General features: G+C 61.0%; 22 protein-coding genes and 1 pseudogene. 9 read left to right on the forward strand and 14 right to left on the reverse strand.

Annotation, left to right across the window (positions count from 1 at the left end):
• The first annotated feature begins 203 nt into the window (after nucleotides 1–203).
• Entirely contained in the window at nucleotides 204–1136 is a 933-nt protein-coding gene (locus tag G7025_RS11110) for an iron-sulfur-binding ferredoxin reductase (protein ID WP_181079005.1), read from the forward strand.
• Nucleotides 1137–1166: 30 nt separating this feature from the next.
• Nucleotides 1167–1916, forward strand: a complete 750-nt coding sequence (locus G7025_RS11115; protein ID WP_181079007.1) for an enoyl-CoA hydratase-related protein — start codon at nucleotides 1167–1169, stop codon at nucleotides 1914–1916.
• 83 nt (nucleotides 1917–1999) lie between these two features.
• Here the strand turns inward: G7025_RS11115 and pyk are convergent, their stop codons facing one another.
• Nucleotides 2000–3451, reverse strand: coding sequence for a pyruvate kinase (gene pyk, locus G7025_RS11120; RefSeq protein ID WP_181079009.1), 1452 nt, complete (start codon nucleotides 3449–3451; stop codon nucleotides 2000–2002).
• A 175-nt stretch (nucleotides 3452–3626) separates the two neighbouring features.
• On the opposite strand from pyk, the gene G7025_RS11125 reads away from it, so the two are divergent.
• Nucleotides 3627–3998: a tetratricopeptide repeat protein gene (locus G7025_RS11125; protein ID WP_181079011.1), complete on the forward strand. Its 372-nt coding sequence runs from the start codon at nucleotides 3627–3629 to the stop codon at nucleotides 3996–3998.
• Nucleotides 3999–4221: 223 nt separating this feature from the next.
• A complete protein-coding gene (locus G7025_RS11130; protein ID WP_181079013.1) occupies nucleotides 4222–4581 on the forward strand; it encodes a PilZ domain-containing protein in 360 nt (119 codons plus the stop codon).
• A 59-nt stretch (nucleotides 4582–4640) separates the two neighbouring features.
• Here the strand turns inward: G7025_RS11130 and G7025_RS11135 are convergent, their stop codons facing one another.
• Genes G7025_RS11135 through G7025_RS11160 form a run of 6 tightly spaced genes read right to left on the reverse strand, consistent with a single transcriptional unit; the run spans nucleotide 4641 to nucleotide 11302 of the window.
• Nucleotides 4641–5972, reverse strand: coding sequence for a DUF58 domain-containing protein (locus G7025_RS11135; protein ID WP_181079015.1), 1332 nt, complete (start codon nucleotides 5970–5972; stop codon nucleotides 4641–4643).
• Nucleotides 5973–5979: 7 nt separating this feature from the next.
• A complete protein-coding gene (locus G7025_RS11140) occupies nucleotides 5980–6975 on the reverse strand; it encodes an AAA family ATPase (RefSeq protein ID WP_181079017.1) in 996 nt (331 codons plus the stop codon).
• Nucleotides 6972–8129: a DUF4350 domain-containing protein gene (locus G7025_RS11145; RefSeq protein WP_181079019.1), complete on the reverse strand. Its 1158-nt coding sequence runs from the start codon at nucleotides 8127–8129 to the stop codon at nucleotides 6972–6974. The genes G7025_RS11140 and G7025_RS11145 overlap by 4 nt, the downstream gene beginning before the upstream one ends.
• Nucleotides 8126–9646, reverse strand: coding sequence for a DUF4129 domain-containing protein (locus G7025_RS11150; protein ID WP_181079021.1), 1521 nt, complete (start codon nucleotides 9644–9646; stop codon nucleotides 8126–8128). The genes G7025_RS11145 and G7025_RS11150 overlap by 4 nt, the downstream gene beginning before the upstream one ends.
• Entirely contained in the window at nucleotides 9633–10613 is a 981-nt protein-coding gene (locus tag G7025_RS11155; protein WP_181079023.1) for a stage II sporulation protein M, read from the reverse strand. The genes G7025_RS11150 and G7025_RS11155 overlap by 14 nt, the downstream gene beginning before the upstream one ends.
• Nucleotides 10610–11302, reverse strand: coding sequence for an RDD family protein (locus tag G7025_RS11160; RefSeq protein ID WP_181079025.1), 693 nt, complete (start codon nucleotides 11300–11302; stop codon nucleotides 10610–10612). The genes G7025_RS11155 and G7025_RS11160 overlap by 4 nt, the downstream gene beginning before the upstream one ends.
• A gap of 167 nt (nucleotides 11303–11469) precedes the next feature.
• Between G7025_RS11160 and sbcB the strand changes: the two genes are divergently transcribed.
• Entirely contained in the window at nucleotides 11470–12897 is a 1428-nt protein-coding gene (gene sbcB / locus G7025_RS11165; protein WP_181079027.1) for an exodeoxyribonuclease I, read from the forward strand.
• 89 nt (nucleotides 12898–12986) lie between these two features.
• Here sbcB and mvaT read toward each other — a convergent pair whose 3' ends face one another.
• Complete coding sequence (mvaT, locus tag G7025_RS11170) at nucleotides 12987–13361, reverse strand: histone-like nucleoid-structuring protein MvaT (RefSeq protein WP_181079029.1); 375 nt, start codon at nucleotides 13359–13361, stop codon at nucleotides 12987–12989.
• Nucleotides 13362–13709: 348 nt separating this feature from the next.
• Here mvaT and purU point away from each other — a divergent pair, with 348 nt between their 5' ends.
• The gene (purU, locus tag G7025_RS11175) at nucleotides 13710–14558 is read left to right on the forward strand and encodes a formyltetrahydrofolate deformylase (protein ID WP_181079031.1); all 849 of its coding nucleotides are present in this window, start codon (nucleotides 13710–13712) and stop codon (nucleotides 14556–14558) included.
• A gap of 111 nt (nucleotides 14559–14669) precedes the next feature.
• On the opposite strand, the gene G7025_RS11180 is transcribed toward purU, so the two are convergent.
• The 5 genes and pseudogenes from G7025_RS11180 to G7025_RS27040 all read right to left on the reverse strand — a co-directional run.
• Nucleotides 14670–15779 (reverse strand): lysylphosphatidylglycerol synthase transmembrane domain-containing protein, encoded by a 1110-nt coding sequence (locus G7025_RS11180; RefSeq protein WP_181079033.1) that lies wholly within the window; start codon nucleotides 15777–15779, stop codon nucleotides 14670–14672.
• On the reverse strand, nucleotides 15776–16519 hold the full coding sequence (locus G7025_RS11185; RefSeq protein WP_181079035.1) for a DUF2334 domain-containing protein: 744 nt from the start codon (nucleotides 16517–16519) through the stop codon (nucleotides 15776–15778). The genes G7025_RS11180 and G7025_RS11185 overlap by 4 nt, the downstream gene beginning before the upstream one ends.
• On the reverse strand, nucleotides 16512–17633 hold the full coding sequence (locus tag G7025_RS11190) for a glycosyltransferase family 4 protein (protein WP_181079037.1): 1122 nt from the start codon (nucleotides 17631–17633) through the stop codon (nucleotides 16512–16514). Before G7025_RS11190 ends, G7025_RS11185 begins: the two co-directional genes overlap by 8 nt.
• A 122-nt stretch (nucleotides 17634–17755) precedes the next feature.
• Nucleotides 17756–18520: a methyl-accepting chemotaxis protein gene (locus G7025_RS27035; protein ID WP_370694783.1), complete on the reverse strand. Its 765-nt coding sequence runs from the start codon at nucleotides 18518–18520 to the stop codon at nucleotides 17756–17758.
• A 93-nt stretch (nucleotides 18521–18613) separates the two neighbouring features.
• Nucleotides 18614–19645, reverse strand: a pseudogene (locus G7025_RS27040) (HAMP domain-containing protein); the annotation flags it as partial.
• A 202-nt stretch (nucleotides 19646–19847) separates the two neighbouring features.
• Between G7025_RS27040 and G7025_RS11200 the strand changes: the two are divergent.
• Nucleotides 19848–21326, forward strand: coding sequence for a helicase HerA-like domain-containing protein (locus tag G7025_RS11200; RefSeq protein WP_181079041.1), 1479 nt, complete (start codon nucleotides 19848–19850; stop codon nucleotides 21324–21326).
• A 4-nt stretch (nucleotides 21327–21330) separates the two neighbouring features.
• Here G7025_RS11200 and G7025_RS11205 read toward each other — a convergent pair whose 3' ends face one another.
• On the reverse strand, nucleotides 21331–21786 hold the full coding sequence (locus tag G7025_RS11205; RefSeq protein ID WP_181079042.1) for a DUF721 domain-containing protein: 456 nt from the start codon (nucleotides 21784–21786) through the stop codon (nucleotides 21331–21333).
• 305 nt (nucleotides 21787–22091) lie between these two features.
• Here G7025_RS11205 and secA point away from each other — a divergent pair, with 305 nt between their 5' ends.
• Nucleotides 22092–24827, forward strand: a complete 2736-nt coding sequence (gene secA / locus G7025_RS11210; protein WP_181079044.1) for a preprotein translocase subunit SecA — start codon at nucleotides 22092–22094, stop codon at nucleotides 24825–24827.
• A gap of 124 nt (nucleotides 24828–24951) precedes the next feature.
• Entirely contained in the window at nucleotides 24952–26169 is a 1218-nt protein-coding gene (gene argJ, locus G7025_RS11215) for a bifunctional glutamate N-acetyltransferase/amino-acid acetyltransferase ArgJ (protein ID WP_181079046.1), read from the forward strand.
• Nucleotides 26170–26182 lie beyond the last annotated feature (13 nt).

Genomic DNA, 26182 nt, shown 5'->3' on the forward strand with positions numbered 1-26182 from the left:
TAAGACGGGAACATTCAATAAAGGTGGCTTCAGTGGGGTGTATCGGTCGGCTGAGGCCACCTTTCCAAGGCACGCCAAGTGGTGCAGGCGCGACGCTAAAAAGGCGCGGCAGTATAACCCGGCGCGGTGGCCGATACACCCGACTATGGTCAAACTGTGCCGGGCGTGATTCCCTGTCTGCGCCTTTTGAGTCGAGATGTTCCATGCCTGAACTGCACGTCGGCGAACGCCACTGGTCGGTACCCACCGGCAGCAATTTGTTGGATGCCTTGAATCAGGCCGGTGTGACCGTGCCCTACAGCTGCAGGGCGGGCAGTTGCCATGCATGCCTGGTGCGTTGCCACGGCGAGGTTGACGATCAGCAGCCCGATGCCCTCAGCCCGGTGCAACACCAGGATGGCTGGCGCCTGGCTTGCCAGTGCCGGTTGCGCGGGGACGTGCGGGTCGAGACGTTCGATCCGCTGCGCGATGGCTCGCCTGCCCAGGTGGTGGGAGCCGATTGGCTGACGTCGGCGGTGCTGCGTTTGCGCCTGCAACCCCAGCGCACTCTGCGTTATCGCGCCGGGCAGCACCTGGTGCTGTGGGCCGGGGAGGTGGCACGTCCGTATTCCCTGGCGAGCCTGCCGCAGGAGGACGCGTTCCTGGAGTTTCATCTCGATTGCCGCCAGCCCGGTCAATTCAGCGATATCGCCCGGCGGTTGCAGGTCGGGGATCGCCTGTGCCTCGGCGAATTGCGCGGTGGCGCGTTGCACTATGATCCTGACTGGCAAACCCGACCGCTGTGGCTGCTGGCCTCGGGCACCGGTCTAGGCCCCTTATGGGGCGTGATGCGCGAGGCGCTGCGTCAGGATCACCACGGCGCCATACGCCTGATTCATCTGGCCCATGACGCTGAAGGCCATTATCTGGCTGAACCGCTGGCGGTGCTGGCCGCCCATCACCCGCAGCTGACCGTGGAGCTGTGGACTGCGGCTGAGTTGACCCAGGCATTGGCGCAACTGCGGCTTGTTTCCCGGCAAACCCTGGCCTTACTCTGCGGGCATCCGGCCAGTGTCGAGGCATTCTCCAAGCGTCTGTTCCTGGCCGGACTGCCGCGCAATCAACTGCTGGCGGATGTGTTTGTGCCCCATGGTTGAGCGCTGAACACCACAGCCGCGAGAATCGCCATGACCGACGCCATCCTCCAGCACCGCGAAGCCAGGGTGCTGACCCTGCAACTCAATCGCCCGGACAAGAAGAACGCGTTGACGCGCGCCATGTACAGCCACTTGGCCCAGGCGTTGGAGCAGGCCGATGCGGACCCAAACATCCATGCGGTGCTGATCCAGGGCAGCAGCGAGTGTTTTACCGCCGGCAACGACATCGGCGACTTTCTCCAACAGCCACCCAGTGACCTCGACAGTCCGCCGTTTCACTTTATGAAAAGCCTGCTCAACTGCCGCAAACCGGTGATCGCCGCCGTGGCCGGCGTGGCAGTGGGCATCGGTACAACCCTGCTGTTGCACTGCGATCTGGTGTACGTCAGTCGTGATGCGCGACTGCGCATGCCATTTGTCAATCTTGGGTTGTGCCCGGAGTTCGGCTCCAGCCTGATCCTGCCACGTTTGCTGGGGCACGCCAAAGCCGCCGAATTACTGCTGTTGGGCGAAGGGTTTACCGGCGAACAGGCGGCTGCATGGGGCATCGCTACTGAAGCGTTGGGCAGTGGTGAGGCGACGTTGGCCAAAGCCAGGCAAGTCGCTGAGCGTTTTGACGCGTTGGCGCCGGGTGCGGTGCAGGTCACCAAGCAACTGATGAAGAGCGTGGATCGCGAGCAGTTGCGCCAGGTAATAGAGGAGGAGGGCGCGCTGTTTACCCAGCGGCTGAGGTCGCCGGAGGCAATCGCCGCATTGTCGGCGTTCATTGCTCGGCGCTGAAAGCGAGCAAGGCCCATTCCCCCACGGAAAGCAAAAAGCCCTGTCACTTGCATGACAGGGCTTTTGTTTCAGCAATCGATCACTCAGACCATTGGGTCGCCAACGTGCAGGATCTTCATGCCGTTGGTGCCACCGATGGTGTGGTAGCTGTCGCCCTTGGTCAGGATGACCCAGTCGCCTTTCTCCACGACGCCGCGCTTGAGCAGTTCGTCGATGGCCGCCTGGCTGACCTCATGGGGCGGCAACGACGCCGGGTCGAACGGTACGGTGTAGACGCCACGGAACATGGCGGCGCGAGCCTGGGTTTCGCGGTGCGGGGAGAACGCGTAGATCGGCACCGACGAACGGATACGCGACATGATCAACGGCGTGTAGCCACTTTCGGTCAGGGCGATGATCGCTTTCACGCCCGGGAAGTGGTTGGCGGTGTACATCGCGGCCAGGGCGATGCTCTGGTCGCAGCTTTCGAACACTTTGCCGATGCGGTGACTGGAGGTCTTGCTGGTCGGGTGCTTTTCGGCACCGACACAGATACGCGCCATGGCCTGTACGGCTTCCAGCGGGTAAGGGCCGGCGGCGCTTTCAGCCGACAGCATTACGGCGTCGGTGTAGTCCAATACGGCGTTGGCCACGTCGGACACTTCGGCGCGGGTCGGCATCGGGTTCTGAATCATCGACTCCATCATCTGGGTTGCGACGATCACGGCTTTGTTGTGGCGGCGCGCGTGCAGGATGATTTTCTTCTGGATGCCGATCAGTTCGGCATCGCCGATTTCAACGCCCAGGTCGCCACGGGCAACCATGACCGCATCGGAAGCCTTGATCAGGCCATCGAGGGTTTCGTCGTCGGCCACGGCCTCGGCGCGCTCGATCTTCGCCACCAGCCAGGCGGTGCCGCCGGCCTCGTCGCGCAGCTTACGGGCGTATTCCATATCGGCGGCGTCGCGCGGGAAGGACACCGCGAGGTAGTCCACTTCCATTTCGGCGGCGAGCTTGATGTCAGCCTTGTCTTTTTCAGTCAGGGCCGGTGCTGTCAGGCCACCGCCACGGCGGTTGATGCCTTTGTGGTCGGACAGCGGGCCGCCGATGGTCACGGTGCAGATCAGCTCGGTGCCGGTGGCGGTGTCGACGCGCATGACCACACGGCCGTCGTCCAGTAGCAGTTCATCGCCGACGCCGCAGTCCTTGACCAGGTCCGGGTAGTCGATACCTACCACTTGCTGGTTGCCTTCAGTCAGCGGGTGGCTGGTGGAGAACGTAAACGTGTCGCCGATTTTCAGCTCGATCCGCTTGTTGGCGAATTTGGCGATGCGGATTTTCGGGCCTTGCAGGTCACCCAGCAATGCCACGAAGCGACCGTGCTTGGCAGCCAGGTCACGCACCAGCTTGGCGCGAGCCTTGTGCTCGTCGGGGGTGCCGTGGGAGAAGTTCAGACGGGCGACGTCCAAACCAGCCAGAATCAGCTGTTCGAGGACTTCCGGCGAATTGCTGGCCGGGCCAAGGGTGGCGACGATTTTGGTACGACGGACGGACATGCACAGACTCCTGAGTTCAAGCGCTGAGGAAGGCTACTATGCTCTTTCGTTGTAGTCATTGTTCGTTTGCACTACTTATCGACGATTCAGTTGTTTTGGCCGCAGCCGAAAAGACGAACAGCCTTGAAGATTTTCGACGAGGGGTCGATACACTGCACAAGACAGGAGAACCCTCATGCGAATTTTGCTCGTTGCCGCCCTGGCCGTCAGTGTTGTCGGCTGCACCCGCTGGTCGATGGACCACCATTTGAACAACGCCTACCGCGCCTACGGCGTGGGTGATTGCCAGCGCGTTACCCTGGAGTTGTCCCAAGTGGACCGCGAGAGCCGCAGCCGTCGCTATGTGCAACCCGAGGTCTCTATGCTGCGCGGGCAGTGCCTGGAACGGCAGAAACTGTTTGTCGACGCGGTGCAAACCTATCAGTTCATCATTACCCAATACCCGTCGAGCGAATACGCCTACCGTGCCCGCGCGCGCCTGGACACGCTGCAGCAACTGGGTCACTACCGCGACGCCGCTGCCCAGCCGCGTCCCGCGTCACTGTGAAAATATTTGCCATTTCATAACTGGCCCGTTGCCAGTCTTGGGCTATTCTTTGAATGTTCGTTTGTATAAGTTTCTATTCAATCGAATGCGAGGCCCGGGCTCGGCGGCGGTCTAGTGACATTCCAGGAGGTTGTCATTCCGAGGCCCAGGGAGAGCGAGCGCTATTGCTCGTTCCGAATCACTGGCACGGCCTGAGTCATGGCCACTGGATGGCGATTTCACCATGTTTACTGACCGGCGGATCGAGCGGCATCAATTACCAAGTTTCCTGCAAGTGTTTAACCGTCTGACCGATAAACCCATCGGGTTTTTGGGCAATGCTTCGGAAGACGGACTGATGTTAATCAGCCTGTTGCCAATGATGGTTGACGCGAATTTCGAGTTGCGCGTAAAGATCCCCAGCGCTGATGGGGATTTTCATGCCATTGACCTGACGGCGACTTGTCTGTGGAGTCATGAAGACATCAACCCGCAGCATTACGATTCCGGGTTCCGAGTGATTTCAGCGTCGGAGGAATATGCGCAGTTGATCAGCGTTTTGGTGCATTACTTCAGCTTTGATCCCCTGCAGGCATCGGTCTAAGCCTGCAGGTCACCCCACGGCAGGAGCATTGTTGCGCCTGCCGTGGTTGTTTCTGGCGCTCAAAAGACGCCGGCTTTTTTCCACCCCAGATAGCGTGTCACCAACGCCGCGCCCATTTGCGAAGGCAGGGTATCCAATACTGACAGACCATGAGCGTTCAGGCGGTCATGCAATTCGTCGCGGGTATTGAGGTAATCAACCGTGCCACTGTAGGCCAGGGCTTCCTGCAGGGTTTGCACGGGAGATTGGCGCAGTTGATCCAGTACCTCCTCGCGCAGGCTGGCCACCAGTACCCTGTGCTGGCGGTTGATACGCTTGACCGCAGCCAACAGCGCCTCGTCGTCTTCGTCACGCAGGTTGGTCACTACAATCACCAATGCCCGACGTTTTTGCCGCGCCAGCAATTGGCTGGCCGCGGCCTGGTAGTCGGCGGTTCGTCGAGTTGTGTCCAGGTCGTACACAGTGTTGAGCAACACATTCAACTGGCTGCTGCCCTTGACAGGCGCCAGGTAGCGCGGTTGCTCACCAGCGAAGGTGCACAACCCCACCGCATCACCCTGGCGCAATGCCACATAGCTGAGCAGCAGGCAGGCGTTGAGCGCGTGGTCGAAATGAGACAATTCATCATCCTGGCTGCGCATGCGTCGGCCGCAATCGAGCATGAACACGATCTGCTGGTCGCGCTCGTCCTGGTACTCCCGGGCGATAGGCGTGCGTTGCCGTGCAGTGGCTTTCCAGTCGATCTGCCGCAGGCTGTCGCCGTCGCGAAATTCACGCAACTGATGAAACTCCAGCCCCAAGCCTCGTCGCTGACGTTGGCGAACCCCCAGTTGGCTCAGCCAGTTATCCACACCCAGCAACTGAGCCCCGTACAGACGAGCGAAGTCCGGATAGACGCGGGTGGCATCCCGCGGTTCGACAAAACGCCTTGCCGACCACAGTCCCAACGGGCTGGGCAGGTGAATTTCGCAGCGGCTGAAATCGAAATGCCCGCGGCGCAATGGGCGCAGGCGATACCCCAGCTCACTGCGCGCCCCGGGGCGCAGCTCGACGGTCTGAGGCATATTGTCCGCGCTCAGGCCATCGGGAACGTGATCGAATACCTGCACCGTCAACGGTTGTGGAAAATCGTGCTCCAGGGTGAGGCGTACTTCGCCCCAGCGTCCCAGCGCCAGGCTGCCGGGCATCTGCCGCTGCACGCGGGGCGTAGGGCGGCGGCGCAGGCGCAGGGCATCCAGCAGCGCCAGCAGCATCAGTGCCAGGAGCAGGCCCCAGGCCACTGACTGTACGGCGTCGGGCACCTTGAACCGCAGCGCCGTGGCGGCGCCCAGCAGAATGCCGAGCCCCAGCAATACGCCCAGCCAAGTTAACAGCAGACGGGTCGGTTTCATGGGCGATTCATTGCCGCGGAGCCGAGATCTGGTCGAGCATCTGCTTGAGTACCTGGTCGACCTCCAGCCCATCGATGTCCAGCTCTGGGGCGATTCGTACACGGTGGCGAAGGACCGCCAGGGCACACCCCTTGATGTCATCCGGGGTGACGAACGCACCTGCGCGCAACAAGGCGCGGGCGCGGGCGCCCCGTACCAGTGCGATGGACGCGCGTGGGCCGGCACCGATGGCCAATCCTGGCCAGCTGCGAGTGGCACGCGCCAGGCGCACGGCGTAGTCGAGCACTTGCTCGTCCAGGGGCAGTTCGCTGGCGATCTGTTGCAGTTGCAGCACATCCTCGGCCTGCAGCACGGTGCGCAGTGGTTGCACATCCAGCATGTCGGCGCGTGACGAGCGAGTGACTTCGCGCACCATTTCCAGTTCCTGCCGGGCGTCGGGGTAGTCCATGCGCACCTTGAGCATGAAGCGGTCCAGTTCGGCTTCCGGCAGCGGGTAGGTGCCTTCCTGTTCGATAGGGTTCTGGGTGGCCAGTACCATGAACGGCTGGCCGATGGGCAGCGCTTCGCCTTCAAGTGTCACTTGTCGCTCCTGCATGGCTTCGAGCAGGGCCGCCTGGGTCTTGGCCGGGGCGCGGTTGATTTCGTCAGCCAGTAACAGATGGGTGAAGACCGGGCCCTTGCGCAGCTTGAACTGTTCGGTATGCAGGTCATACACGGCGTGACCGGTGACGTCGCTGGGCATCAGATCCGGGGTGAACTGGATGCGTGCGAAATCGCCGTCGAAGCAGCGCGCCAATGCCCGCACCAGCAAGGTCTTGCCCAGGCCGGGCACGCCTTCGAGCAAGACGTGGCCACCGGCGATCAGGGCGGTGAGGACATCATCAATGACCTGATCCTGCCCAATGACGGCCTTGCGCAGTTCAGCGCGCAAGGCTTGGGCCTGCTGGCTGGCGCGTTGCAGGGTTTCGCCGGTCAGGGCAGTGGCGCTTTGAAATTCGCTCATAGTGCATTCCTGAGGGTTTGCAGGCATGCCACCTGCCGGCTGAAGTCGGCGCTGGATAGCCGTTTCTGCGGGAGTGGGCCGAGGGCCTGGCTGATGACGTGAGAGGGTTGATGCGTCAGATGCTCGAGCACCTGCCATTGTTCTGCTGTGTCGAGGTGTTCGAAACCGGGATGGCGACGCCTGGCGGCGCGCAGGATATCGCGCTGCAGCGCGTGCAGCAGCGTGCCCTGGCCGCTGCGGCGCAGCAGGAAGTCTGCGCTGGCTTTCAAGTGTTCCTGCAGTTGCCGTCGAGCCTTGGGCGCAGGTGCCTGGATCGGGCCCTGGCGCATGCCGGCATGCCACAGTGCCAGCGCGATCAGGGCGATAAGCGCGACTATCGCCTGGGGAAAATAGCGCAACAGCAGGCTGAACAGATCATCCACGTCACTGCTGAACAACAGCGTCACGCCGGTACCCTGGGTCAGGTACCACAGCAGCCAGGCATTGTCGTGCTTGCCGATATCGCGGTTCTTCCACAGCTCGCTGTCGGTTATCACCGTCACTCGGCCTTGCCCGAGGTTGAGTTGCATCAGGTGACTTGACCTGGCGCTGTTGGCCGAGAATTGCGCCAGGTGCTGCGGGTCGGTGAGGTTGAAGTCGGCGTCGAAGCTGAAATAGGCCGGAGCGGTTTCATTGTCGACATACAGCCTGGTCAGGTCCGGTGTTTTCTTCTTGCGGGCGGGCGCGGGCTCTGCGGATTCGTCGCTCAACGCTTGGTGGATTGCCAGGCGGTCGAGTAACAGGTCGCCACTTTTACCGGCCTCTTCATCCCATAGCGCCTCCGCCACCACCAGCAGATGGCCGCCGGACTTGGCCCAGTCCAGCAGTTGCGCCACCTGGCGTGGCGACATGTTGCTACGTTCATTGAACAGCAGCAGGCTAGTGCCCTGGGGTGGCAACGTGGCCACGCGGTCGAGGCTGAAGGCGTGCTCCACCGCCAGGCCTTGCAGGCGCAGAAACTGCTCGGCCGCCAGATAAGGGTTGGCCTGGGCCTCGGGGGAGGGCCCATGGTCTACCACTTCTTCGTAAGGGATTGCTTTGCTCCAGACGAAGAATCCACACGCTGTGAGCAAAGACACCAGTAATAGCCCAGCCCATGCCAAGGGTCGGTTCATGGGGCGCTCCCTGAGCTGAACAGGGCACGCCAGTCGCCACATAATTTCTGCTGGGCCGAGGCTGGCGGAAGGGTGTGGCCGTAGGCAAGATTTTGCCAATGCCGGGTCAGTTCATCACTGAAGGCCAGCAGTTGCGGTTGCGCCAGTTGATGAACGCGTTCAAGAACCTGACCTTCGGTATCGGCGCTTTTAAGCGGCAGATTGAAGTCATGCAGCAACCGGCTCAGCAGCCCTCGGTACAGCAGGCCAAGAGCTTCCCGGGGCTGGGTGGCCCAGAGCTGTTCGGCGGTGCTGGCAATATCTGCCGGCAAGGTCTGCGTGCCCAATTCCAGCCCGAACAATTGCGTGGGCGCCGGTTGGATGGCCTTGGGGCGAGCGGGGGGACGCCGGCTGACAAAGGTGCGCAGCCAGTCCCGATAGCGCCATGCAAGCAGGGCCAGCCCGCCGATCAAAAGCCCCCATAACAGGACTTCCAGGCCTTGGGCGATGTGCTTGAAGGTATTGCTGTTGAGGTTGTCCAACAGCGCCTGCAGCCACGCCGGCAGCTTGCTGTCGCCGCGAGCCTTGCTCTTTACAGCGGGTTTTTCCTCGCCAAATCGATAACGGGTAACGGTCTCCGGGTTTTTGAACGGAGGCTTGTCCAGCAGCGCTTTGATCGATTGGCTTGCGCCCTGCGTACTCAGCGGCTTGGGCTGATCGGCCATGGCGGGCCGATTGACGGGCAGCACAGTCAGCCCCACAACCAGTATCAACAGCGTCGCCACCGTACTCAGGCGTTGGCGCAGGCGGCGGAATACCAGTTCCAGGTCCCAGGCCTCCAGCACGGTACGACGATTGAGGTAAAGGCTGAAACCACAGGCCACGTAGATGGGCTCCCAGAACATCAGGATCAGGGCATAAAACGCATTGCTCAGGTGCTCCAGCCACAGCCCTTCGGACTGGCTCGCCAGTACCAGGCGCTGCCAGTCCCACCCTTGCTCGACGTTCTGCGGAATAAAGAGATAGAACAGCGCCATGCAACCGAACCACAGCCCGATTTCCAGGTGTACTCCGACGGTCGTCAACCAGCGTGCGGCGCCCGCGTCGCGTTGTTGCAGCACGCCCAGGCGCTTTTGCCGCGCCTGCCCATCCAGGCCTTCCAACTGGCTCACCGGCATGACGAAGCTGCGGCTGAGGCTGAGCCGGCGCCAGGTCAGGCTTGCCAGCAGTTGACCCTTGAGCAGGCGCGGCCACTGGCGTACGGCTTGCTTGAGGCTGGGCACCTCCCCGAACAGTGCCTTGGACAAGATATACAAAGGCAATCGATCAAAGGCAGGCTTTAACCACCAGAAGACGCATACGGCAACGGACGGATACTTCCACAGCGCGGCACTGAGCAGGATGAACGCCGGCAGCGTGACCAGTGCCCAACTGAGGGTCAGCAGTCGGCGGTGTTCCCTGGCCATGAGTACGCCAAGGTCCATGGCTTCCCAGGCCGTACGGGGGCGGATTGCCACGCTGGCATCACTCAGGCGCATGAGGTGTCCTTCCGGCAAACGTCAGGTATGCCGCCACCAGCAGCCAGAGTACTGCGCCCACCAGGTATTTGACCCATGCAGCGATGACCGTGGTGGAAGACCAGTAGGCTTCGATAAACGCTGCGATCAGCAGGAAAACCATCACACCGCACAAAAGTTGCACACTTTTATGCGCCGCACGCCTCAGGGACTCGCCACGCGTCAACTGCCCCGGGGAGATCAACGCCCAGCCCAGTTGCAAGCCGGCGGCACCGGCAAGGGCAATGGCTGTCAGCTCGAACGCTCCGTGGCCGATGACGAATGACCAGAAAGTTTGCCCGTAGCCGATTTCGGTCAGGTGCCCGGATACCGCACCGATGATCAACCCGTTGAAAATCAGGAAGAACACGCTGCCCAGGCCGAACAGCAAACCGGCGGCGAATGTCTGGAAGGCGATGCCGATGTTATGCATCACGTAATAGCCGAACATCATCCAGTCTTCACTCGATGCGCGTTCGGCGGCGCGTCCCAGGCGGCTGGCGTCGGGGTCGTACATGGCCTGCATCTCGGCCACCTGCTGGGGGCTCACGATGCTGTAGATCAGTTCGGGAAAAAGGTAGACCAGCAACGCAATGCCCAACAGGCTGCCGAAGAACAGCAGGCTGGCGACCGCTGCGAACCGCCATTGCTCCCGCACCAGGCGTGGAAAACCGGCCAGGATGAAACCCAATACGTTCGCCGCCAGTTGGCTGCGATGGCGATAAAGTTGCTGGTGGCCGCGCAGTGCCAGTTGTTGCAATGGGTCTACCAGGTAACTGCTGTAGCCGCGTTCCTGTGCCAGCGCCAGATGCTGGCAAAGACGCCGGTATTGATGGGGGAAGTCAGCAACATCATCGGCCTTGGCCGTGCCTTGTTCCAGCTGCCTGAGCTGTTCGGCAAAGGCTTGCCATTCGGGTTGGTGACGGCTTTCGAACTGGCTCTGCTTCATGTTGGCCCCAGCAGGCCGCGGGCCAGACCGTTGAGTTGTTGAGCCGCGCGGGCAGGGGAGACTTGCAAGGGGGCCGCCAGGATTGCCGCCAGTTCATGCACGCGCTCCGTGGACAATTCGCCCTGGCGTTCGGCGAAACCCAGGATGGCGCGCTGTTCGCTCAGGTCCAGTGCAAAAGGCAAGCGCAGGGCCGCCGCCTGAGGAACCTGGGGGCGTGCGAGGGGGCGTTCGCGGTAGACCACGAGCGTACCGGCGGCAAGGTCGCCCAGGCGTTTGAAATGGGGATGCTGCAGGCAACTGATGGCACCGAGAAAGTAGCCGAAAGGGAGCATATCGACAAAGCGCAGCAGGTTGCGGATCAGTGAGGACGACCAGCCGATCGGCGTGCCGTCGTCCTGCACCACGCGCAACCCCATGACCTGTTTGCCCGGTGAGCAGCCTTGGTTGAGTACTTCGAACAACACCATGTACCACCAACTGACCAGGAACAGCAGCAGCGCGCCAAGGCCTAGACCAACGTTGCCCAGCAGCGCCAGCGGTGCCATGAGCACGCCCATGATGATGGCGCGGGCCAACAGGTCGAACGCGAAGGCCAGTACCCGTGGCACCAGGCCAGCGGGACGCAGCGGCAGGTCAATGCCCTCAGGAGTTTCGATCTGATAGCGGGTATCCAATGGGGCTGATGGCATCGCGATCCTTGGCAGTGCGGAACGGCTGGAAGACACGGATGCTAGCAGTGTCGGCGCTGGAAGCAACCATTGAAGATTTTGCTGGATATTTGTACAGGTGATTTGGCGCTGGCCCCGGATGCCGTTCCGCGCCTAGACTTTGCCGATCTTCAGCACAGGAACAGCTCGTGACCTCCATTTTCTGGTACGACTATGAAACGACCGGCATCAACCCGCGCAGCGATCGCCCTCTTCAGGTAGCCGGCATTCGTACCGATCTCGAACTCAACGAAATCGGCACCCCGGTCAACCTCTACTGCCAGCCTGCCGACGATATCCTGCCTCACCCCGCCGCCTGTGCGATTACCGGCATCACCCCGGCGACCCTGGCCGAAAAAGGCCTGGCCGAAGCTGATTTCATGACGCGCGTGCATGCCGAGCTGGCGGCCCCTGGCACGTGCGGCGCCGGCTACAACACGCTGCGATTCGATGACGAAATGACGCGCTACAGTTTGTATCGCAATTTTTTTGACCCGTACGCCCGAGAGTGGCAAGGCGGCAACAGCCGTTGGGACCTGATTGATGTGGTACGCACCGCTTACGCGCTGCGCCCGCAGGGTATCCAGTGGCCGCAGCAGGACGGGCGCGTCACGCTCAAGCTGGAACGCCTGACAGCGGCCAATGGTATCGACCATGGCCAGGCCCACGATGCATTGTCCGATGTGCGCGCGACGATTGCCCTGGCCCGGTTGGTTCGCGAGAAACAGCCCAAGCTCTACGAGTGGCTGTTTCAACTGCGCAGCAAACAGCGGGTAATGGACCAGGTGCGCCTGCTGCAACCCATGGTGCATATCTCCGGGCGTTTTTCCGCCGAACGCCATTACCTGGGCGTTGTACTGCCGCTGGCCTGGCACCCGCGCAACCGCAATGCGCTGATTGTCTGCGACCTTGGGCTGGACCCGCAGGGCTTGCTTGACACAGATGCCGAGACCTTGCGCCGGCGCCTCTATACACGCCGCGATGACTTGGCTGACGGGGAGCTGGCGGTGCCGCTCAAGCTGGTGCATATCAACCGCTGCCCGGTGGTTGCGCCCTTGAACGTGCTGAGGGCCGAAGACCGTGAGCGCCTGCATTTGGACATGGCGCTGTTGCAGGCGCGGGCGCTGCGGCTAACTGACGCACAGCAAGTGTGGCGCGATAAGTTAGCCATCATTTATGCCGAGGAAGATTTTGCAGCGAGTGCGGACCCCGAACAGCAGCTCTATGACGGCTTTATCGGCGACCGTGATAGACGCTTGTGCGAACAAGTCCGCCTGGCGGAACCTGCGCAATTAGCACGCCAGCAGTGGCCTTTTGATGATGAACGTTTACCTGAACTATTGTTTCGCTACCGTGCACGTAACTTCCCCGATACGTTGAACAGCGAGGAGCTACAACGCTGGAAACTTTTCTGTCAGCAACGTTTGTCGGACCCTCAATGGGGTGCACCGAATACCTTCGAATCATTTAAGCAGGCCCGGCAGGAATTAACGCTTAGTGCGACACCGTTTCAGCTGCAGGTACTGGCACACTGGCAGGACTATGTTGACGCTTTAGCGACGCGTATGACCCTGTAATCGAATATTCAGAATAGAGCGAGCAATAAAAAACGCCAGCAAGCTGGCGTTTTTAATGTGTCGCGTATCAGGCGCGGGCCTGGTCAAGCTCAGCCCAGCAGGGTCGACCAGCTTTCAACCACATCGCCGCCCCACTTGGCTTTCCACTCTTTCAGGGTTTTGTGATTGCCACCTTTGGTTTCAATCACTTCGCCGTTGTGCGGGTTCTTGTACTGCTTGACCTTGCGAGCACGCTTGGTGCCGGTAGTTTTCACAGCGCCGCGAGGTGCTTTAACTTTCGACTCTGGATCCAGAAGCGCGATGATGTCACGCAGGGACTTGGAGTACTCACCCATCAGGGTGCGCAATTTGCCTTCGAATTCCAGCTCGGTTTTCAGCTTGTCGTCTTGCGACAGATTCTTCAAACGGGCTTGCAGCTCTTTGATAGCTTCTTCGGTGGCACGGTATTCGTTGATCAGGGACATGTGGACTACCTTATGTAGAGCGCTGATTGACAGGGATAGTGGCCCAATAATAGTCAGGCGGTTTGCCCAAGTAAACATTTAAGAATGCAATTATGTGAATTACGTTGAATGTTTTTAGAAAAGCGCCGCAAACGAGTTAATTACAACGACGTAGCGAGAAACATCATCTGCGTGAATTTTATCGAGACGCCTGCGATAAAACCTCTGATTGATATAAGCAGGTAAAACCTTAGGCTCCTAGGGGGCAAGGCCGGGGCCGGCGAGCGGAATAAGCGTTAACGAATACTGCAGTTTTGCTGCGCAATCGCTAGAATGGCGGCCTTTGCGAAGTTCTGGAGTTCCCCCCTAATGCGCACTTTTCGGCTGGTGATTGCTTGCCCGGACCGGGTCGGCATCGTTGCCAAAGTCAGTAACTTTCTGGCCTCCCACAATGGTTGGATCACCGAGGCGAGCCATCACTCGGACAACCTCAGCGGTTGGTTCTTCATGCGTCACGAAATCCGTGCCGATACGCTGCCCTTTGGTCTTGAGGCGTTCCGCGAGGCGTTTGCGCCGATCGCTGAAGAGTTCTCCATGACCTGGCAGATCACCGATACCGAGCAGAAAAAACGCGTGGTATTGATGGCCAGCCGCGAGTCCCACTGCCTGGCGGACCTGCTGCACCGCTGGCACAGCGATGAACTGGACTGCGAAATTGCCTGTGTGATTTCCAACCATGACGACCTGCGCAGCATGGTCGAGTGGCATGGCATTCCTTACTACCATGTGCCGGTCAATCCGCAGGACAAGGAGCCGGCATTCGCCGAGGTGTCGCGCCTGGTCAAGCACCATGAGGCCGACGTGGTCGTCCTGGCGCGCTACATGCAGATCCTGCCACCGGAGCTGTGCCGCGAGTACGCCGGCAAAGTCATCAATATTCACCACAGCTTCCTGCCGTCGTTTGTCGGTGCCAAGCCTTACCACCAGGCTTCCCTGCGTGGCGTGAAGTTGATTGGCGCAACGTGTCACTACGTCACCGAGGAATTGGACGCCGGTCCGATCATCGAGCAGGACGTGGTTCGCGTCAGCCATAGCGACAGCATTGAAGACATGGTGCGTTTCGGCCGTGATGTGGAAAAGATGGTGCTGGCGCGTGGCCTGCGTTACCACCTGGAAGACCGCGTCCTGGTGCACGGCAACAAAACGGTTGTGTTCTGATCCAAGCCCGAGGGCCCGTGGTGGTAATCGCCATGGGCCCTTTCTCACCTGTCTGCCATGGAGCATCGAGCATGAGCGACCCACTGGAAAAAGCCACGTCCAAGGCGCCCGCTACTGTGGGCGAGGGGTGTCTGAGTCGCTATGACCCGGATGCGCTGGACGCCGAGGATGGTACTGACTTTCCGGGCGCGGCCCGGTTGTGGGAACAGTTGCAGGCACCGGACGCGCCGCCGGCGCCTTCTGAAAAAGACGCTTGAGCAGCGGCTTGCCGACCATGAGCAAAAACACCGGCCCACCGGCCACCAGATAGAAGTAATAGGTCACCGCGCGCCAGATCAGAATCGCCGCTGCAGCGGTAGATTTGCCCACCATTGGCGCCAGCAATGCCGCTGACGTCAGTTCCGCGGCGCCCGCCCCGCCCGGCAACAGGCTGAATTGCCCCGCCGTGAGCGAGAGCATCTGGATCAAAAAACTCCAGGCCCAACGCACATCCCCACCCAACCCGCGCAATGCCAGGTAGAGCACGCTGTAGCGTAGGAGCCAATGCAGACTTGTCAGCGCAAACACGCCGATCAGAGTCAGCCAGGGCAATTTCAGCGTGTCGGAAAATGCCGCGATAAAATGCAGCAATCGGCGTGCCCAACGTCGGCGAGTGCTGGCACTGACGCGCAGGTACTTGAGCAATCGTCCCGTCAGGCGTATCACCCGGCGGTGCGAACGCACCAGCAACAGGCCACTGCATAACCCGCCCAGCATCGTCGCCGCGCTCAACCCCAACAGCCATTCCAGGCGCGGATTGAGTGTGTGAAACACAGCCCACACGGCGATCCCCGTCAGGGCGCACAGAAAGAACAACAGGTCACTCAACTGATCCATGGCAAATACCGCACTGCCATGAGCCGGACGTATACCGTTGCGTGCCAGCAGGGCCATCAGGGTAAGCGGGCCGCCGCTGCCGGCAGGCGTGGCGCACAGCGCAAACTCGGTGGACATCACCACGCCGAGACTGCCCAGGCGACTGAGCCGGCTCCTGTGCTCGCCCAGCAACAGGCGCAGACGCAGGCTGTTGATGATCCAGCATGCAATGATCATGGCAAGCATCAGCCACAAGAGCAGGGGTGGGAATTGCAGCAGGCGTGTGGCGGTCTCGCTGCCGCCGAGCCATACCGGAATCGCCAGGGCGACCAGCAATGCCAGCAGCATCCAGAGCAGGCGGCTCATGCCTGCGACGCCAGCCAGGCCATTTTAGTCATTGGCGTACGGCCGGCCTCCAACAGGCGCCGCAGGGTTTGCAGCCAATAGTGGCGGGAGAATTCATGGCGCATATCCACCGGGTGCAGCCCCAGGCGAATGACCGGGGCGGTTCGCCACTGCCGTTCGCGCCGATCGCTGAGGACTTTGGACACGCCGCGACGCCAGGGGCTGCGGGCGCTCCAGACCAGGCCCGGGGCATCCACAGCGGTGAAGTCGGGAAGCCGGTAAAGATGCTGCGGGTCGCTGGTGTAGGAGAGCGGCAGTTGGCGCAAGGCATCCCGGGTGCCTTGGCTCATCAGCCAGGCCGGGGCGACAAAACCGTGCAACGGCCAGTCATTGCGCCGGAATACCTCGACACCCTGGTGCAAGCGTTGCAGTGCCTGGTCCTGGGACAGTTGGTAGAACTCGCCCTCATGGGTGTAGAGGCGGCGCATAAACCAATCTTTGGGCGTGCGCGGCGCGGGTTGGTCATCGCTGTGGTAGTAGCCGTGCAGTACCAGTTCATCGCCACATGTCACGCGGATGTCGAGCAAACGACGAAACTCAGCGTGATCGCCGAAAGCGCCGCCATGATGGAAGTCCGGCACTACCAGCCATGTGATGGGGACGCCGCCCAAGGCGTCCACCGCTTCGACAAAAGGGCGGTAGTCGACCCAGGTTTGTGGGGCCACATCGTGCAATACCAGCACTACCGAGCGCTCAGCCATGGGCAAGCATCGGGCTGTGGGTGCCGAGCACCGCGTGGTAATGCCCGAGCAGGCTGTCGACCACTGTGTCCCAGGCGTAATGCTGTTCAACATGGCGCCGGGCCTGTGCGCCAAGGCGAACAGGGTCACGGTCGAACAACGTACGCACCGCTTCGGCCATCGCCCTCGGATCGTTGGGCGTGCACAGCTGGCCGCATTGCTCGTGCACTATTTCCGTGAAGGCACCGGCGGCCACGGCAACGACCGGTATGGCGCAGGCCATGGCTTCAAGGATGACCAGCCCGAAGGTCTCCTGGTCGCCGCCATGCAGCAGGGCATCGGCACTGGCCATCAGGCGCGCCACCTGCGCGGCGGGCTGGAAACCATCGACCACGGTGACGTTGTCCGGCACGTTGGCGGGCATGCCGGAGCCCACCAGCAGCAGGTGATAGCGCTCGCCCAGGCGCTTCATGCATTTAAGCAGCACCGGCAGGTTTTTTTCCTTGGAGCCGCGGCCGGCGAAGATCAGCAGCCGCGTGTCTTGGTCGATCCCCAGTTCAGCGCGAAGCCCGGGGTCGCGTGCGTCCGGGTTGAACGTGTGCAAATCCACGCCCAGCGGCTGGACGAAGACGTTCTTTACCCCAAGCCCGGTAAGCTTATCGGCCATCACCTGGCTGGGTGCCAGGACCCGATCAAAATTCCCATAGAGTTTGCTGACATAGGCTTCAACGTTCGGCGTAAACCACGGGCCCATGCGGTTGCTCACCAACAGCGGTAGGTCGGAATGATAAAAGCCGATGACGGGCACATCCAGCGAGCGCCTGGCATCCAGCGCGGCCCAGGCGGTCAGGTAAGGGTCGCCTACCTCGATCAGATCAGGCTGTAAATCGTGCAGGACATTTCGCCATGGTGCCAGCCGCAGTGGGAACCGATAACCCTTGCCAAAGGGCAGGGCGGGTGCAGGCACCTTGTACACCCCGTCCTGTTCGCTCAAGTGCGCGCCGGGAATCAACAGGCTGTGGCGAATGCCGGGCTTGAGCGCCAGGCGCCGGTGTTTCGCATCCAGGTAAGTGCGTACGCCGCCACTGGCCGGGGCGTAGAACATGGTTATGTCAGCGATATGCACGATGAACATTCCTCCTTCCAAGCTCTCCTTTACGTGGACCTTAGGCAAGGATAGATGTTCGGTCGGGATGCGAGTGCGCTGTGCGAGTGGAGGGGCGCGGGCCGGCCGGCCCCCCTACGCGCTGTGTTCTGTCAGATGCGGAAGCTGCCCACCAGTTGCTTCAGGCGTGCGGCCTGTTGCTCCAGGTCGGCGCAGGCGCGCAGTGTCGACTGCAGGTTCTCTACGCCTTCCTGGTTGAGGGTGTTGATCTCGGTGATGTCCATGTTGATCGACTCCACCACCGAGGTCTGTTCCTCGGTAGCGGTGGCGACCGATTGGTTCATGCCGTCGATCTCGCCGATACGCTGGGTCACGCTGTTGAGGCGCTCGCCGGCCAGGTTGGCGATTTCGACGCTGTCATGGCTGTGGCGCTGGCTCTCGCTCATGGTGCTTACCGAGTCGCGCGCGCCAACCTGCAGTTCTTCGATCATGGTCTGCACCTGCTGCGCCGACTCCTGGGTGCGGTGGGCCAGGTTGCGCACTTCGTCGGCCACCACTGCAAACCCGCGCCCGGCCTCGCCGGCACGGGCCGCTTCGATAGCCGCGTTGAGCGCCAGCAGGTTGGTCTGCTGGGAAATACTGGTGATCACTTCCAGAATCTGGCCAATATTCACGGTTTTGCTGTTAAGTGCCTCGATATTGCTGCTCGATGCGCTGATCATCTTGGAAAGATCGGTCATGGCCTTGATATTGCGTTCCACCACCTGCTGCCCGTCCTCGGCCAACTGTCGCGCGTCGCTGGCTTGATTGGATGCCTGCGCCGCGTTACGGGCGATTTCCTGTGCCGCGGCGCCCAGTTGATTGATCGCGGCGGCCACGCTGTTGGTGCGATTGGCTTGTTCGTCGGAATTGACCATCGACGAGTTGGAGGCGCTGACAACCCGCAGCGCCACTTCATTGACGTGTTCGGTCGCCGAGGACACTTCGCGAATGGATGTGTGAATCCGCTCCACGAAGCGGTTGAAGGCGTTACCGAGGGTGCCGAACTCATCGTGGTTTTGAATGGTCAGGCGGCGCGTCAGGTCGCCCTCGCCGTCGGCGATGTCCTGCATCGCACGGGTCATCAGGTGCAGCGGTTGCAGCAGCACGCGGATCAGCATGCCCAGCAGGGCGATAATGATGACCACCGCAATGATCGTGGCGATTACCGCAGAGGTGCGGAATTCGCTGAGCATGGCGAAAGATTTGTCTTTATCTACCGAAATACCCAAGTACCAATTCACCGACGGCAAGCCTTTGATAGGGGTGAAGGTGACGATATTGTCTTTGCCGTTGGCTTGAACTTCGCTGAAATCGCCGCTGATCTTCGGTGTGTTTTTCGGATACACATCGGCCAGGGTCTTCATTACCAGGGTTTTGTCCGGGTGCACCAACACCTTACCGTCGGCGCTGACCAGGAAGGCATAGCCCATGCCGCCGAAGTCCAGCGCGCCGATGGTATCCACCAGGGTTTGCAGGCTCAGGTCGCCGCCGACCACGCCGATGCTTTGGCTGCCCTTGCTGCTGGGGGTGGCGATGGAAATGATCAATTGCCCGGTGGCCGCGTCGATATAAGGCTCGGTCAGGGTTGAACCGTTGCTGCTTTGCGCGCCCTTGTACCAGGGGCGCACACGCGGGTCGAAGCCCTCCGGCATCTTGGTGTCGGGGCGGATGGTGAACGCGCCCTGGCTGTCGCCCACGTAGGTGGCCATGAAAGATGACGTCAGCGTTTTTTGTTCCAGCAGGCTGGCGACCACAGTCGGTTGCGGATTGATCGCGATGTTCTGGGCGGCGTTTTCTACCAGGGCAATGCGGCCGGACAGCCAGGTTTGAATATTGCCGGCGGTGACATCGCCCATTTCATGCAGGTAGTTATTCAGATCGTCGCGAATGGCGTTGCGCTGCAAATAGTCGTTATACAGCGTGAATAACGCAAAGGCGGCGATGACGATAAGGGAGGCTGCAAGCAGGATTTTGTGGCTGAAACGCAGATTTTTATTCATGGCTTGTAGGGTCCGCTAAGGTCTTAATATCCAAAGCGCGTCCTTGTAGGATGCGCGAAATGACAGTGCGAAAAAAGGTGTGCTATTTGTAGTCGCAGTTCCGTGGTCCCTGTGGGAACTATCTGACCTATTTTTCGACTTTATGGGTCTCACTCTGTCTGTATCGACCTTGGCGCATTAAAGATTAACCATGGGTGACGAAATGCCTGATTCCACGCAACTCCTTATCGGCGCAGACCTTGCCGGCGAGCCTATCGCCCAGGCCATGCGCCTGGCCAATCGTCACGGGCTGATTGCCGGCGCTACCGGCACGGGCAAGACCGTCACGCTGCAACGTCTGGCCGAGGCATTCAGTGATGCTGGCGTTGCGGTGTTCGCCGCGGACATCAAGGGCGACCTGTGCGGCCTGGGCGCGGCGGCCACCCCTCAAGGCAAAGTGGCCGAGCGTATCGCCGGCATGCCCTTCCTTAATTACACCGCCAAGGCTTATCCGGTAACGCTGTGGGATATTCACGGCCAGTCCGGTCATCCGTTGCGCACTACCATCAGCGAGATGGGCCCATTGTTGCTCGGCAGCCTGCTGGAACTGACCGACAGCCAGCAATCGGCGCTGTACGCCGCCTTCAAAGTGGCGGACCGCGAAGGCTTGCTGCTGCTGGATCTGAAGGACCTCAAGGCATTGCTCAACCACCTGCACTATCACCCGCAGTTGTTGGGCGAGGATGCCGCACTGCTGACCACCGGCTCCAGTCAGGCCTTGCTCAGGCGTCTGGCGGTGCTCGAACAGCAGGGCGCCGAAGCGTTATTCGGCGAACCGGCGTTACAGCTTGAGGATATCCTGCAGCCCAACGCGGACGGGCGCGGACGCATCCATCTGCTGGACGCCAGCCGCCTGGTGCATGAGGCGCCAAAGGTCTATGCAACGTTCCTGTTATGGCTGCTGGCCGAATTGTTCGAGCAACTGCCGGAGCGCGGCGATGCGGAAAAACCGCTGCTGGCGTTGTTTTTTGATGAGGCGCATTTGTTATTCGCCGATACGCCCAAGGCTTTGCAAGAGCGCCTGGAGCAGGTGGTGCGGTTGATTCGCTCCAAGGGTGTCGGGGTGTATTTCGTCACGCAATCTCCGGGCGATCTGCCCGACAACGTCCTGGCCCAGCTGGGCCTGCGCATTCAGCATGGCCTGCGGGCGTTCACCACCAAAGAGCAGAAGTCCCTGCGGGCCGTCGCGGAGGGGTTCCGGCCCAACCCGGCATTTGATGCCTTGTCGGTATTGACCGAACTGGGCACCGGTGAGGCGTTAGTAGGAACACTGCAGGAAAAAGGCACGCCGGAAGTCGTCCAACGCGTGTTGGTAGCACCGCCGCAATCGCGCATAGGGCCGCTCAGCCAGACGGAGCGCGCGGCATTGGTGGCGGCTTCGCCGCTGCAGGGGCGCTATGAAAAACCGATTGATCGGGAGTCGGCCTACGAAGTGCTGATGGCGCGCAAGGCCTTAGGCCCGACTGAAGAAACCGCGCCGACCGCCGAAGAGCCGAGCTTCACCGACCGGGCCGGGGCGTTTCTCGGGACGGCAGCGGGCAAGGCACTCAAATCAGCCATGCAGCAAGCGGCCAATCAGATGGGGCGGCAACTGGTGCGCGGGCTGCTTGGCTCATTGCTGGGGGGCAGCAAGCGCAAATAGGCGCTCAGGCTTTGGGCCGCGCGTGTGCGGCCAGCCGCTCGAGCGCCGTGCGCAACGCCGGATCGCGGATGCCGTCGGCCGTGGCTTGAATGGTTTCGGCGGCGTTCGTCGACAGGTCCAGCGTATGTCCGGCAGTGCCTGGGTGAACCGTTGGCGGCTGTACCTTGAACTGGATACGCGTGAGGTTGGCGAACTCATCGAACGCCATTAATTGGCGCAGCAGGCGTTTGTGCTGATAGCGCAGGCGGGTGGCCCAGTGGCCGTCGGTGACAATCAGCAGCAAGTTGCCTTCGCGCCACGAGGCTACATGGCAATGCTCGCGCGCCGCCGGTTGCAGCTGGCTTTCGAGCAGACGCTGCAAATGACCCAGGCGCTGCGCATGACCAAAGATCGCTCGCAACGGCTTGGCTTCGCGAAGCAACACGCCGGGCGCGCGGGCGGTAACAGGGCGAAATGCCATGATCGGACACCTTAAGTAACAGAGCCGCCATGTTAGCAGAAAGCGTCGGCCCGCCCTCAGGGCTTGCATCAACGGCAGTTTGCTTGTGAAATCAATTGTTAACTTCTGCCCTTCATGGGTTGAAGTTCGCGCAAAAGCCCTTATTTTAAACGAGCCCTCTCACCGCCCCATGCCTGCATCGGGGAACAACGCCACTTTCCTCACCCACGATTCCGGGTAGAATGCGCGTTCGCATGCGGCCGTGAGGGCTGCTCGGGCCACTGACGGTGCGCCCTCCATCCCTATGTGTGGAAGAACCTGCCGATATGTTTGCGCCTTTGTTAAAGAAACTTTTTGGAAGCAAGAATGAGCGCGAAGTCAAACGCATGCTCAAGACGGTGCAGCTGGTCAATGCCTTCGAAGAGCAGATGGTTGCCCTTTCGGACGAGCAATTGCGCGCCAAGACCCAAGAGTTCAAGGCCCGCATAGCCAAAGGTGAAACCCTCGACAAACTGCTGCCAGAAGCCTTTGCGGTAGCCCGTGAAGCCGGTAAGCGCGTCATGGGCATGCGCCACTTCGACGTGCAGTTGATCGGTGGCATGACCTTGCATGAAGGCATGATCGCTGAAATGCGTACCGGTGAAGGCAAGACCCTGGTAGCGACCCTGGGCGTTTATCTCAACGCGCTGTCCGGCAAGGGCGTGCACGTTGTGACGGTGAACGACTACCTGGCTCGCCGGGACGCCAACTGGATGCGCCCGCTGTATGAATTCCTCGGCCTGACCGTCGGCGTTGTGACCCCGTTCCAGCCGCCGGAAGAGAAACGCGCCGCCTACGCCGCCGACATCACCTACGGCACCAACAACGAATTCGGTTTCGACTACCTGCGCGACAACATGGCGTTCAGCATGGAAGAAAAATTCCAGCGTGAACTCAACTTTGCCGTGATCGACGAAGTCGACTCCATCCTCATCGACGAAGCCCGTACCCCGCTGATCATCTCCGGCCAGGCTGAAGACAGCTCGCGCCTGTACACCGAGATCAACAAGTTGATCCCGCGCCTGGAGCAGCACATCGAAGAAGTGGAAGGCGTGGTGACCAAAGAAGGTCACTTCACCATCGACGAGAAGACCCGCCAGGTCGAGCTCAACGAAGCCGGTCACCAGTTCGTCGAAGACATGCTGACCCAGATCGGCCTGCTGGCCGAAGGCGAGAGCCTGTACTCGGCGCATAACCTGGGCCTGTTGACCCACGTCTATGCCGGCCTGCGTGCCCACAAGCTGTTCCACCGCAACGTGGAGTACATCGTGCAGGACGGCCAGGTGGTACTGGTTGACGAACACACCGGCCGTACCATGCCGGGCCGTCGTCTGTCCGAAGGCCTGCACCAGGCGATCGAAGCCAAGGAAATGCTCAACATCCAGGCGGAAAGCCAGACGTTGGCGTCCACCACGTTCCAGAACTACTTCCGTCTGTACAACAAGCTGTCCGGCATGACCGGTACGGCGGACACCGAAGCGTTTGAATTCCACCAGATCTACGGTCTGTCGGTGGTGGTTATCCCGCCAAACAAACCACTGGCGCGTAAGGACTACAACGACCTGGTGTTCCTGACCGCCGAAGAGAAATACGCGGCGATCATCAACGACATCAAGGACGGCATGGCCAAGGGCCGCCCGATCCTGGTGGGTACCGCCACCATCGAGACTTCCGAGCATGTGTCCAACCTGCTCAACAAGGAAGGCATCGAGCACAAGGTACTCAACGCCAAGTTCCACGAAAAAGAAGCCGAGATCATCGCCCAGGCCGGTCGCCCAGGCGCGCTGACCATCGCCACCAACATGGCCGGTCGTGGTACCGACATCCTGCTGGGCGGCAACTGGGAAGTGGAAGTCGCGTCCCTGGACAACCCGACGCCTGAGCAGATCGCCCAGATCAAGGCTGACTGGCAGAAGCGTCACCAGGCGGTGCTGGAGTCCGGCGGCCTGCAGGTGATCGCGTCCGAACGTCATGAATCGCGCCGTATCGACAACCAGTTGCGTGGTCGTGCCGGTCGTCAGGGTGACGCCGGTTCCAGCCGCTTCTACCTGTCCCTGGAAGACAGCCTGATGCGCATCTTCGCCTCGGATCGGGTGAAGAACTTCATGAAAGCCCTGGGCATGCAGTCCGGTGAAGCGATCGAGCACCGCATGGTGACCAACGCCATCGAGAAGGCCCAGCGCAAGGTTGAAGGCCGCAACTTCGATATCCGTAAGCAACTGCTCGAGTTCGACGACGTCAACAACGAACAGCGTAAAGTGATCTATCACATGCGTAACACGTTGCTGGCCGCTGACAACATCGGTGAGACCATCGCCGACTTCCGTCAGGACGTGCTCAACGCCACCGTCAGCGCGCACATTCCGCCACAATCGCTGCCTGAGCAGTGGGATGTGGCCGGCCTGGAAGCCGCGCTGAAGAGCGATTTCGGCGTGGACCTGCCGGTCCAGCAGTGGCTCGACGAAGACGACCACCTGTACGAAGAAACCCTGCGCGAAAAACTGATGGCCGAACTGCTGGCCGCGTACAACGAGAAAGAAGAGCAGGCGAGTGCCGAAGCTCTGCGCACCTTCGAGAAGCAAATCGTATTGCGCGTGCTGGACGACCTGTGGAAAGACCACCTGTCGACCATGGACCACCTGCGTCACGGTATCCACCTGCGTGGCTACGCCCAGAAGAATCCGAAGCAGGAGTACAAGCGCGAGTCGTTCACGCTGTTCTCCGAGTTGCTGGATTCGATCAAGCGCGATTCGATCCGCGTGTTGTCCCACGTCCAGGTGCGTCGCGAAGACCCGATCGAGGAGGAAGCTCGCCTGCGCCAGGAGGCCGAAGCGCTGGCCGCACGCATGCAGTTCCAGCACGACGAAGCGCCGGGCCTGGATCAGCCGGAAGCACTGGGCGAAGAGGTCGATGTGGCCTTGGCGCAAACACCGGTTCGCAATGACCAGAAACTGGGCCGCAACGAGCTGTGCTATTGCGGTTCAGGCAAGAAATTCAAACACTGCCACGGCCAGATCGAATAAGATTTTCGCCTGACGCTGCAACACCCCGCGCCGCGACCGGCCTTTGCCGTCGCGGCGTTTTGCCATTAATTCCCACCGTCGATAGCGACGGCACAGACATCACATCATTTTAAGGAGCGCATTCATGGCTGTTGGTCTTGGTCCTTTGCCCACATTGCACCCGGTTGCCGGTTTTGAACTCGGCATCGCTTCGGCCGGTATCAAGCGCCCAGGCCGCAAGGATGTGGTGGTGATGCGCTGTGCCGAAGGCTCGACCGTAGCGGGCGTATTCACCCTCAATGCCTTTTGCGCCGCGCCGGTGATCCTGGCCAAGCAACGCGTTGCCGGGCCGATTCGCTACCTGCTGACCAACACCGGCAATGCCAACGCCGGCACTGGCGAGCCGGGCCTGGTGGCTGCCGCGCGAACCTGCGCCAAACTGGCTCAGCTGGCCGGCGTGGACGCCAGCCAGGTGCTGCCGTACTCCACCGGTGTGATCGGCGAGCCACTGCCGGTGGACAAAATCGAAGGCGCCCTGCAGGCCGCGCTGGATGATCTGTCTGTGGATAACTGGGCCGCGGCCGCCACCGGCATCATGACCACCGATACTCTGCCCAAAGGCGCCAGCCGTCAGTTCGTGCACGACGGCGTGACCGTGACCGTGACCGGCATCAGCAAGGGCGCGGGCATGATCCGTCCGAACATGGCGACCATGCTGGGCTACATCGCCACCGACGCCAAGGTGTCGCGCAGCGTGCTGCAGAACCTGATGCTGGACGGCGCCAACAAGTCGTTCAACCGCATCACCATCGATGGTGACACTTCAACCAACGATTGCTGCATGCTGATCGCCACCGGCCAGGCTGACCTGCCGGAGATCACCGAGGCCAGCGGCGCTTATTTCGCCGCTCTCAAGCAAGCGGTGTTTGAGGTATGCATGGAGGTGGCCCAAGCCATCGTGCGTGACGGCGAAGGCGCTACCAAGTTCGTCACCGTGCAAGTCAACGGCGGCGCAAACCACCAGGAATGCCTGGATGTCGGCTACACCGTGGCCCATTCGCCGCTGATCAAGACCGCGCTGTTCGCCTCGGACCCGAACTGGGGCCGTATCCTGGCCGCTGTCGGGCGTGCCGGAGTACCGGACCTGGACGTGAGCAAGATCGATGTGTTCCTCGGTCAAGTGTGCATTGCCAGCCGTGGCGCCCGCGCCGAAAGCTACACCGAAGCCCAGGGCTCGGCGGTGATGCAGCAGGAAGAAATCACGATCCGCATCGAGCTGGGTCGCGGCGATTGCAGCGAAACCATCTGGACCACCGATTTGTCCCACGAGTACGTGAAGATCAATGCGGAATACCGCACCTGATAGCCGGAGGAAA

The organism is Pseudomonas lurida (assembly GCF_013522705.1).
GTDB lineage: Bacteria > Pseudomonadota > Gammaproteobacteria > Pseudomonadales > Pseudomonadaceae > Aquipseudomonas > Aquipseudomonas quebecensis.

Coding starts and splice junctions, on each gene's coding strand:
- G7025_RS11110 (WP_181079005.1), top strand. CDS start 204: ATGCCTGAACTGCACGTCGGCGAACGCCACTGGTCGGTACCCACCGGC.
- G7025_RS11115 (WP_181079007.1), top strand. CDS start 1,167: ATGACCGACGCCATCCTCCAGCACCGCGAAGCCAGGGTGCTGACCCTG.
- pyk (WP_181079009.1), bottom strand. CDS start 3,451: ATGTCCGTCCGTCGTACCAAAATCGTCGCCACCCTTGGCCCGGCCAGC.
- G7025_RS11125 (WP_181079011.1), top strand. CDS start 3,627: ATGCGAATTTTGCTCGTTGCCGCCCTGGCCGTCAGTGTTGTCGGCTGC.
- G7025_RS11130 (WP_181079013.1), top strand. CDS start 4,222: ATGTTTACTGACCGGCGGATCGAGCGGCATCAATTACCAAGTTTCCTG.
- G7025_RS11135 (WP_181079015.1), bottom strand. CDS start 5,972: ATGAAACCGACCCGTCTGCTGTTAACTTGGCTGGGCGTATTGCTGGGG.
- G7025_RS11140 (WP_181079017.1), bottom strand. CDS start 6,975: ATGAGCGAATTTCAAAGCGCCACTGCCCTGACCGGCGAAACCCTGCAA.
- G7025_RS11145 (WP_181079019.1), bottom strand. CDS start 8,129: ATGAACCGACCCTTGGCATGGGCTGGGCTATTACTGGTGTCTTTGCTC.
- G7025_RS11150 (WP_181079021.1), bottom strand. CDS start 9,646: ATGCGCCTGAGTGATGCCAGCGTGGCAATCCGCCCCCGTACGGCCTGG.
- G7025_RS11155 (WP_181079023.1), bottom strand. CDS start 10,613: ATGAAGCAGAGCCAGTTCGAAAGCCGTCACCAACCCGAATGGCAAGCC.
- G7025_RS11160 (WP_181079025.1), bottom strand. CDS start 11,302: ATGCCATCAGCCCCATTGGATACCCGCTATCAGATCGAAACTCCTGAG.
- mvaT (WP_181079029.1), bottom strand. CDS start 13,361: ATGTCCCTGATCAACGAATACCGTGCCACCGAAGAAGCTATCAAAGAG.
- purU (WP_181079031.1), top strand. CDS start 13,710: ATGCGCACTTTTCGGCTGGTGATTGCTTGCCCGGACCGGGTCGGCATC.
- G7025_RS11180 (WP_181079033.1), bottom strand. CDS start 15,779: ATGAGCCGCCTGCTCTGGATGCTGCTGGCATTGCTGGTCGCCCTGGCG.
- G7025_RS11185 (WP_181079035.1), bottom strand. CDS start 16,519: ATGGCTGAGCGCTCGGTAGTGCTGGTATTGCACGATGTGGCCCCACAA.
- G7025_RS11190 (WP_181079037.1), bottom strand. CDS start 17,633: ATGTTCATCGTGCATATCGCTGACATAACCATGTTCTACGCCCCGGCC.
- G7025_RS27035 (WP_370694783.1), bottom strand. CDS start 18,520: ATGGTCAATTCCGACGAACAAGCCAATCGCACCAACAGCGTGGCCGCC.
- G7025_RS11200 (WP_181079041.1), top strand. CDS start 19,848: ATGCCTGATTCCACGCAACTCCTTATCGGCGCAGACCTTGCCGGCGAG.
- G7025_RS11205 (WP_181079042.1), bottom strand. CDS start 21,786: ATGGCATTTCGCCCTGTTACCGCCCGCGCGCCCGGCGTGTTGCTTCGC.
- secA (WP_181079044.1), top strand. CDS start 22,092: ATGTTTGCGCCTTTGTTAAAGAAACTTTTTGGAAGCAAGAATGAGCGC.
- argJ (WP_181079046.1), top strand. CDS start 24,952: ATGGCTGTTGGTCTTGGTCCTTTGCCCACATTGCACCCGGTTGCCGGT.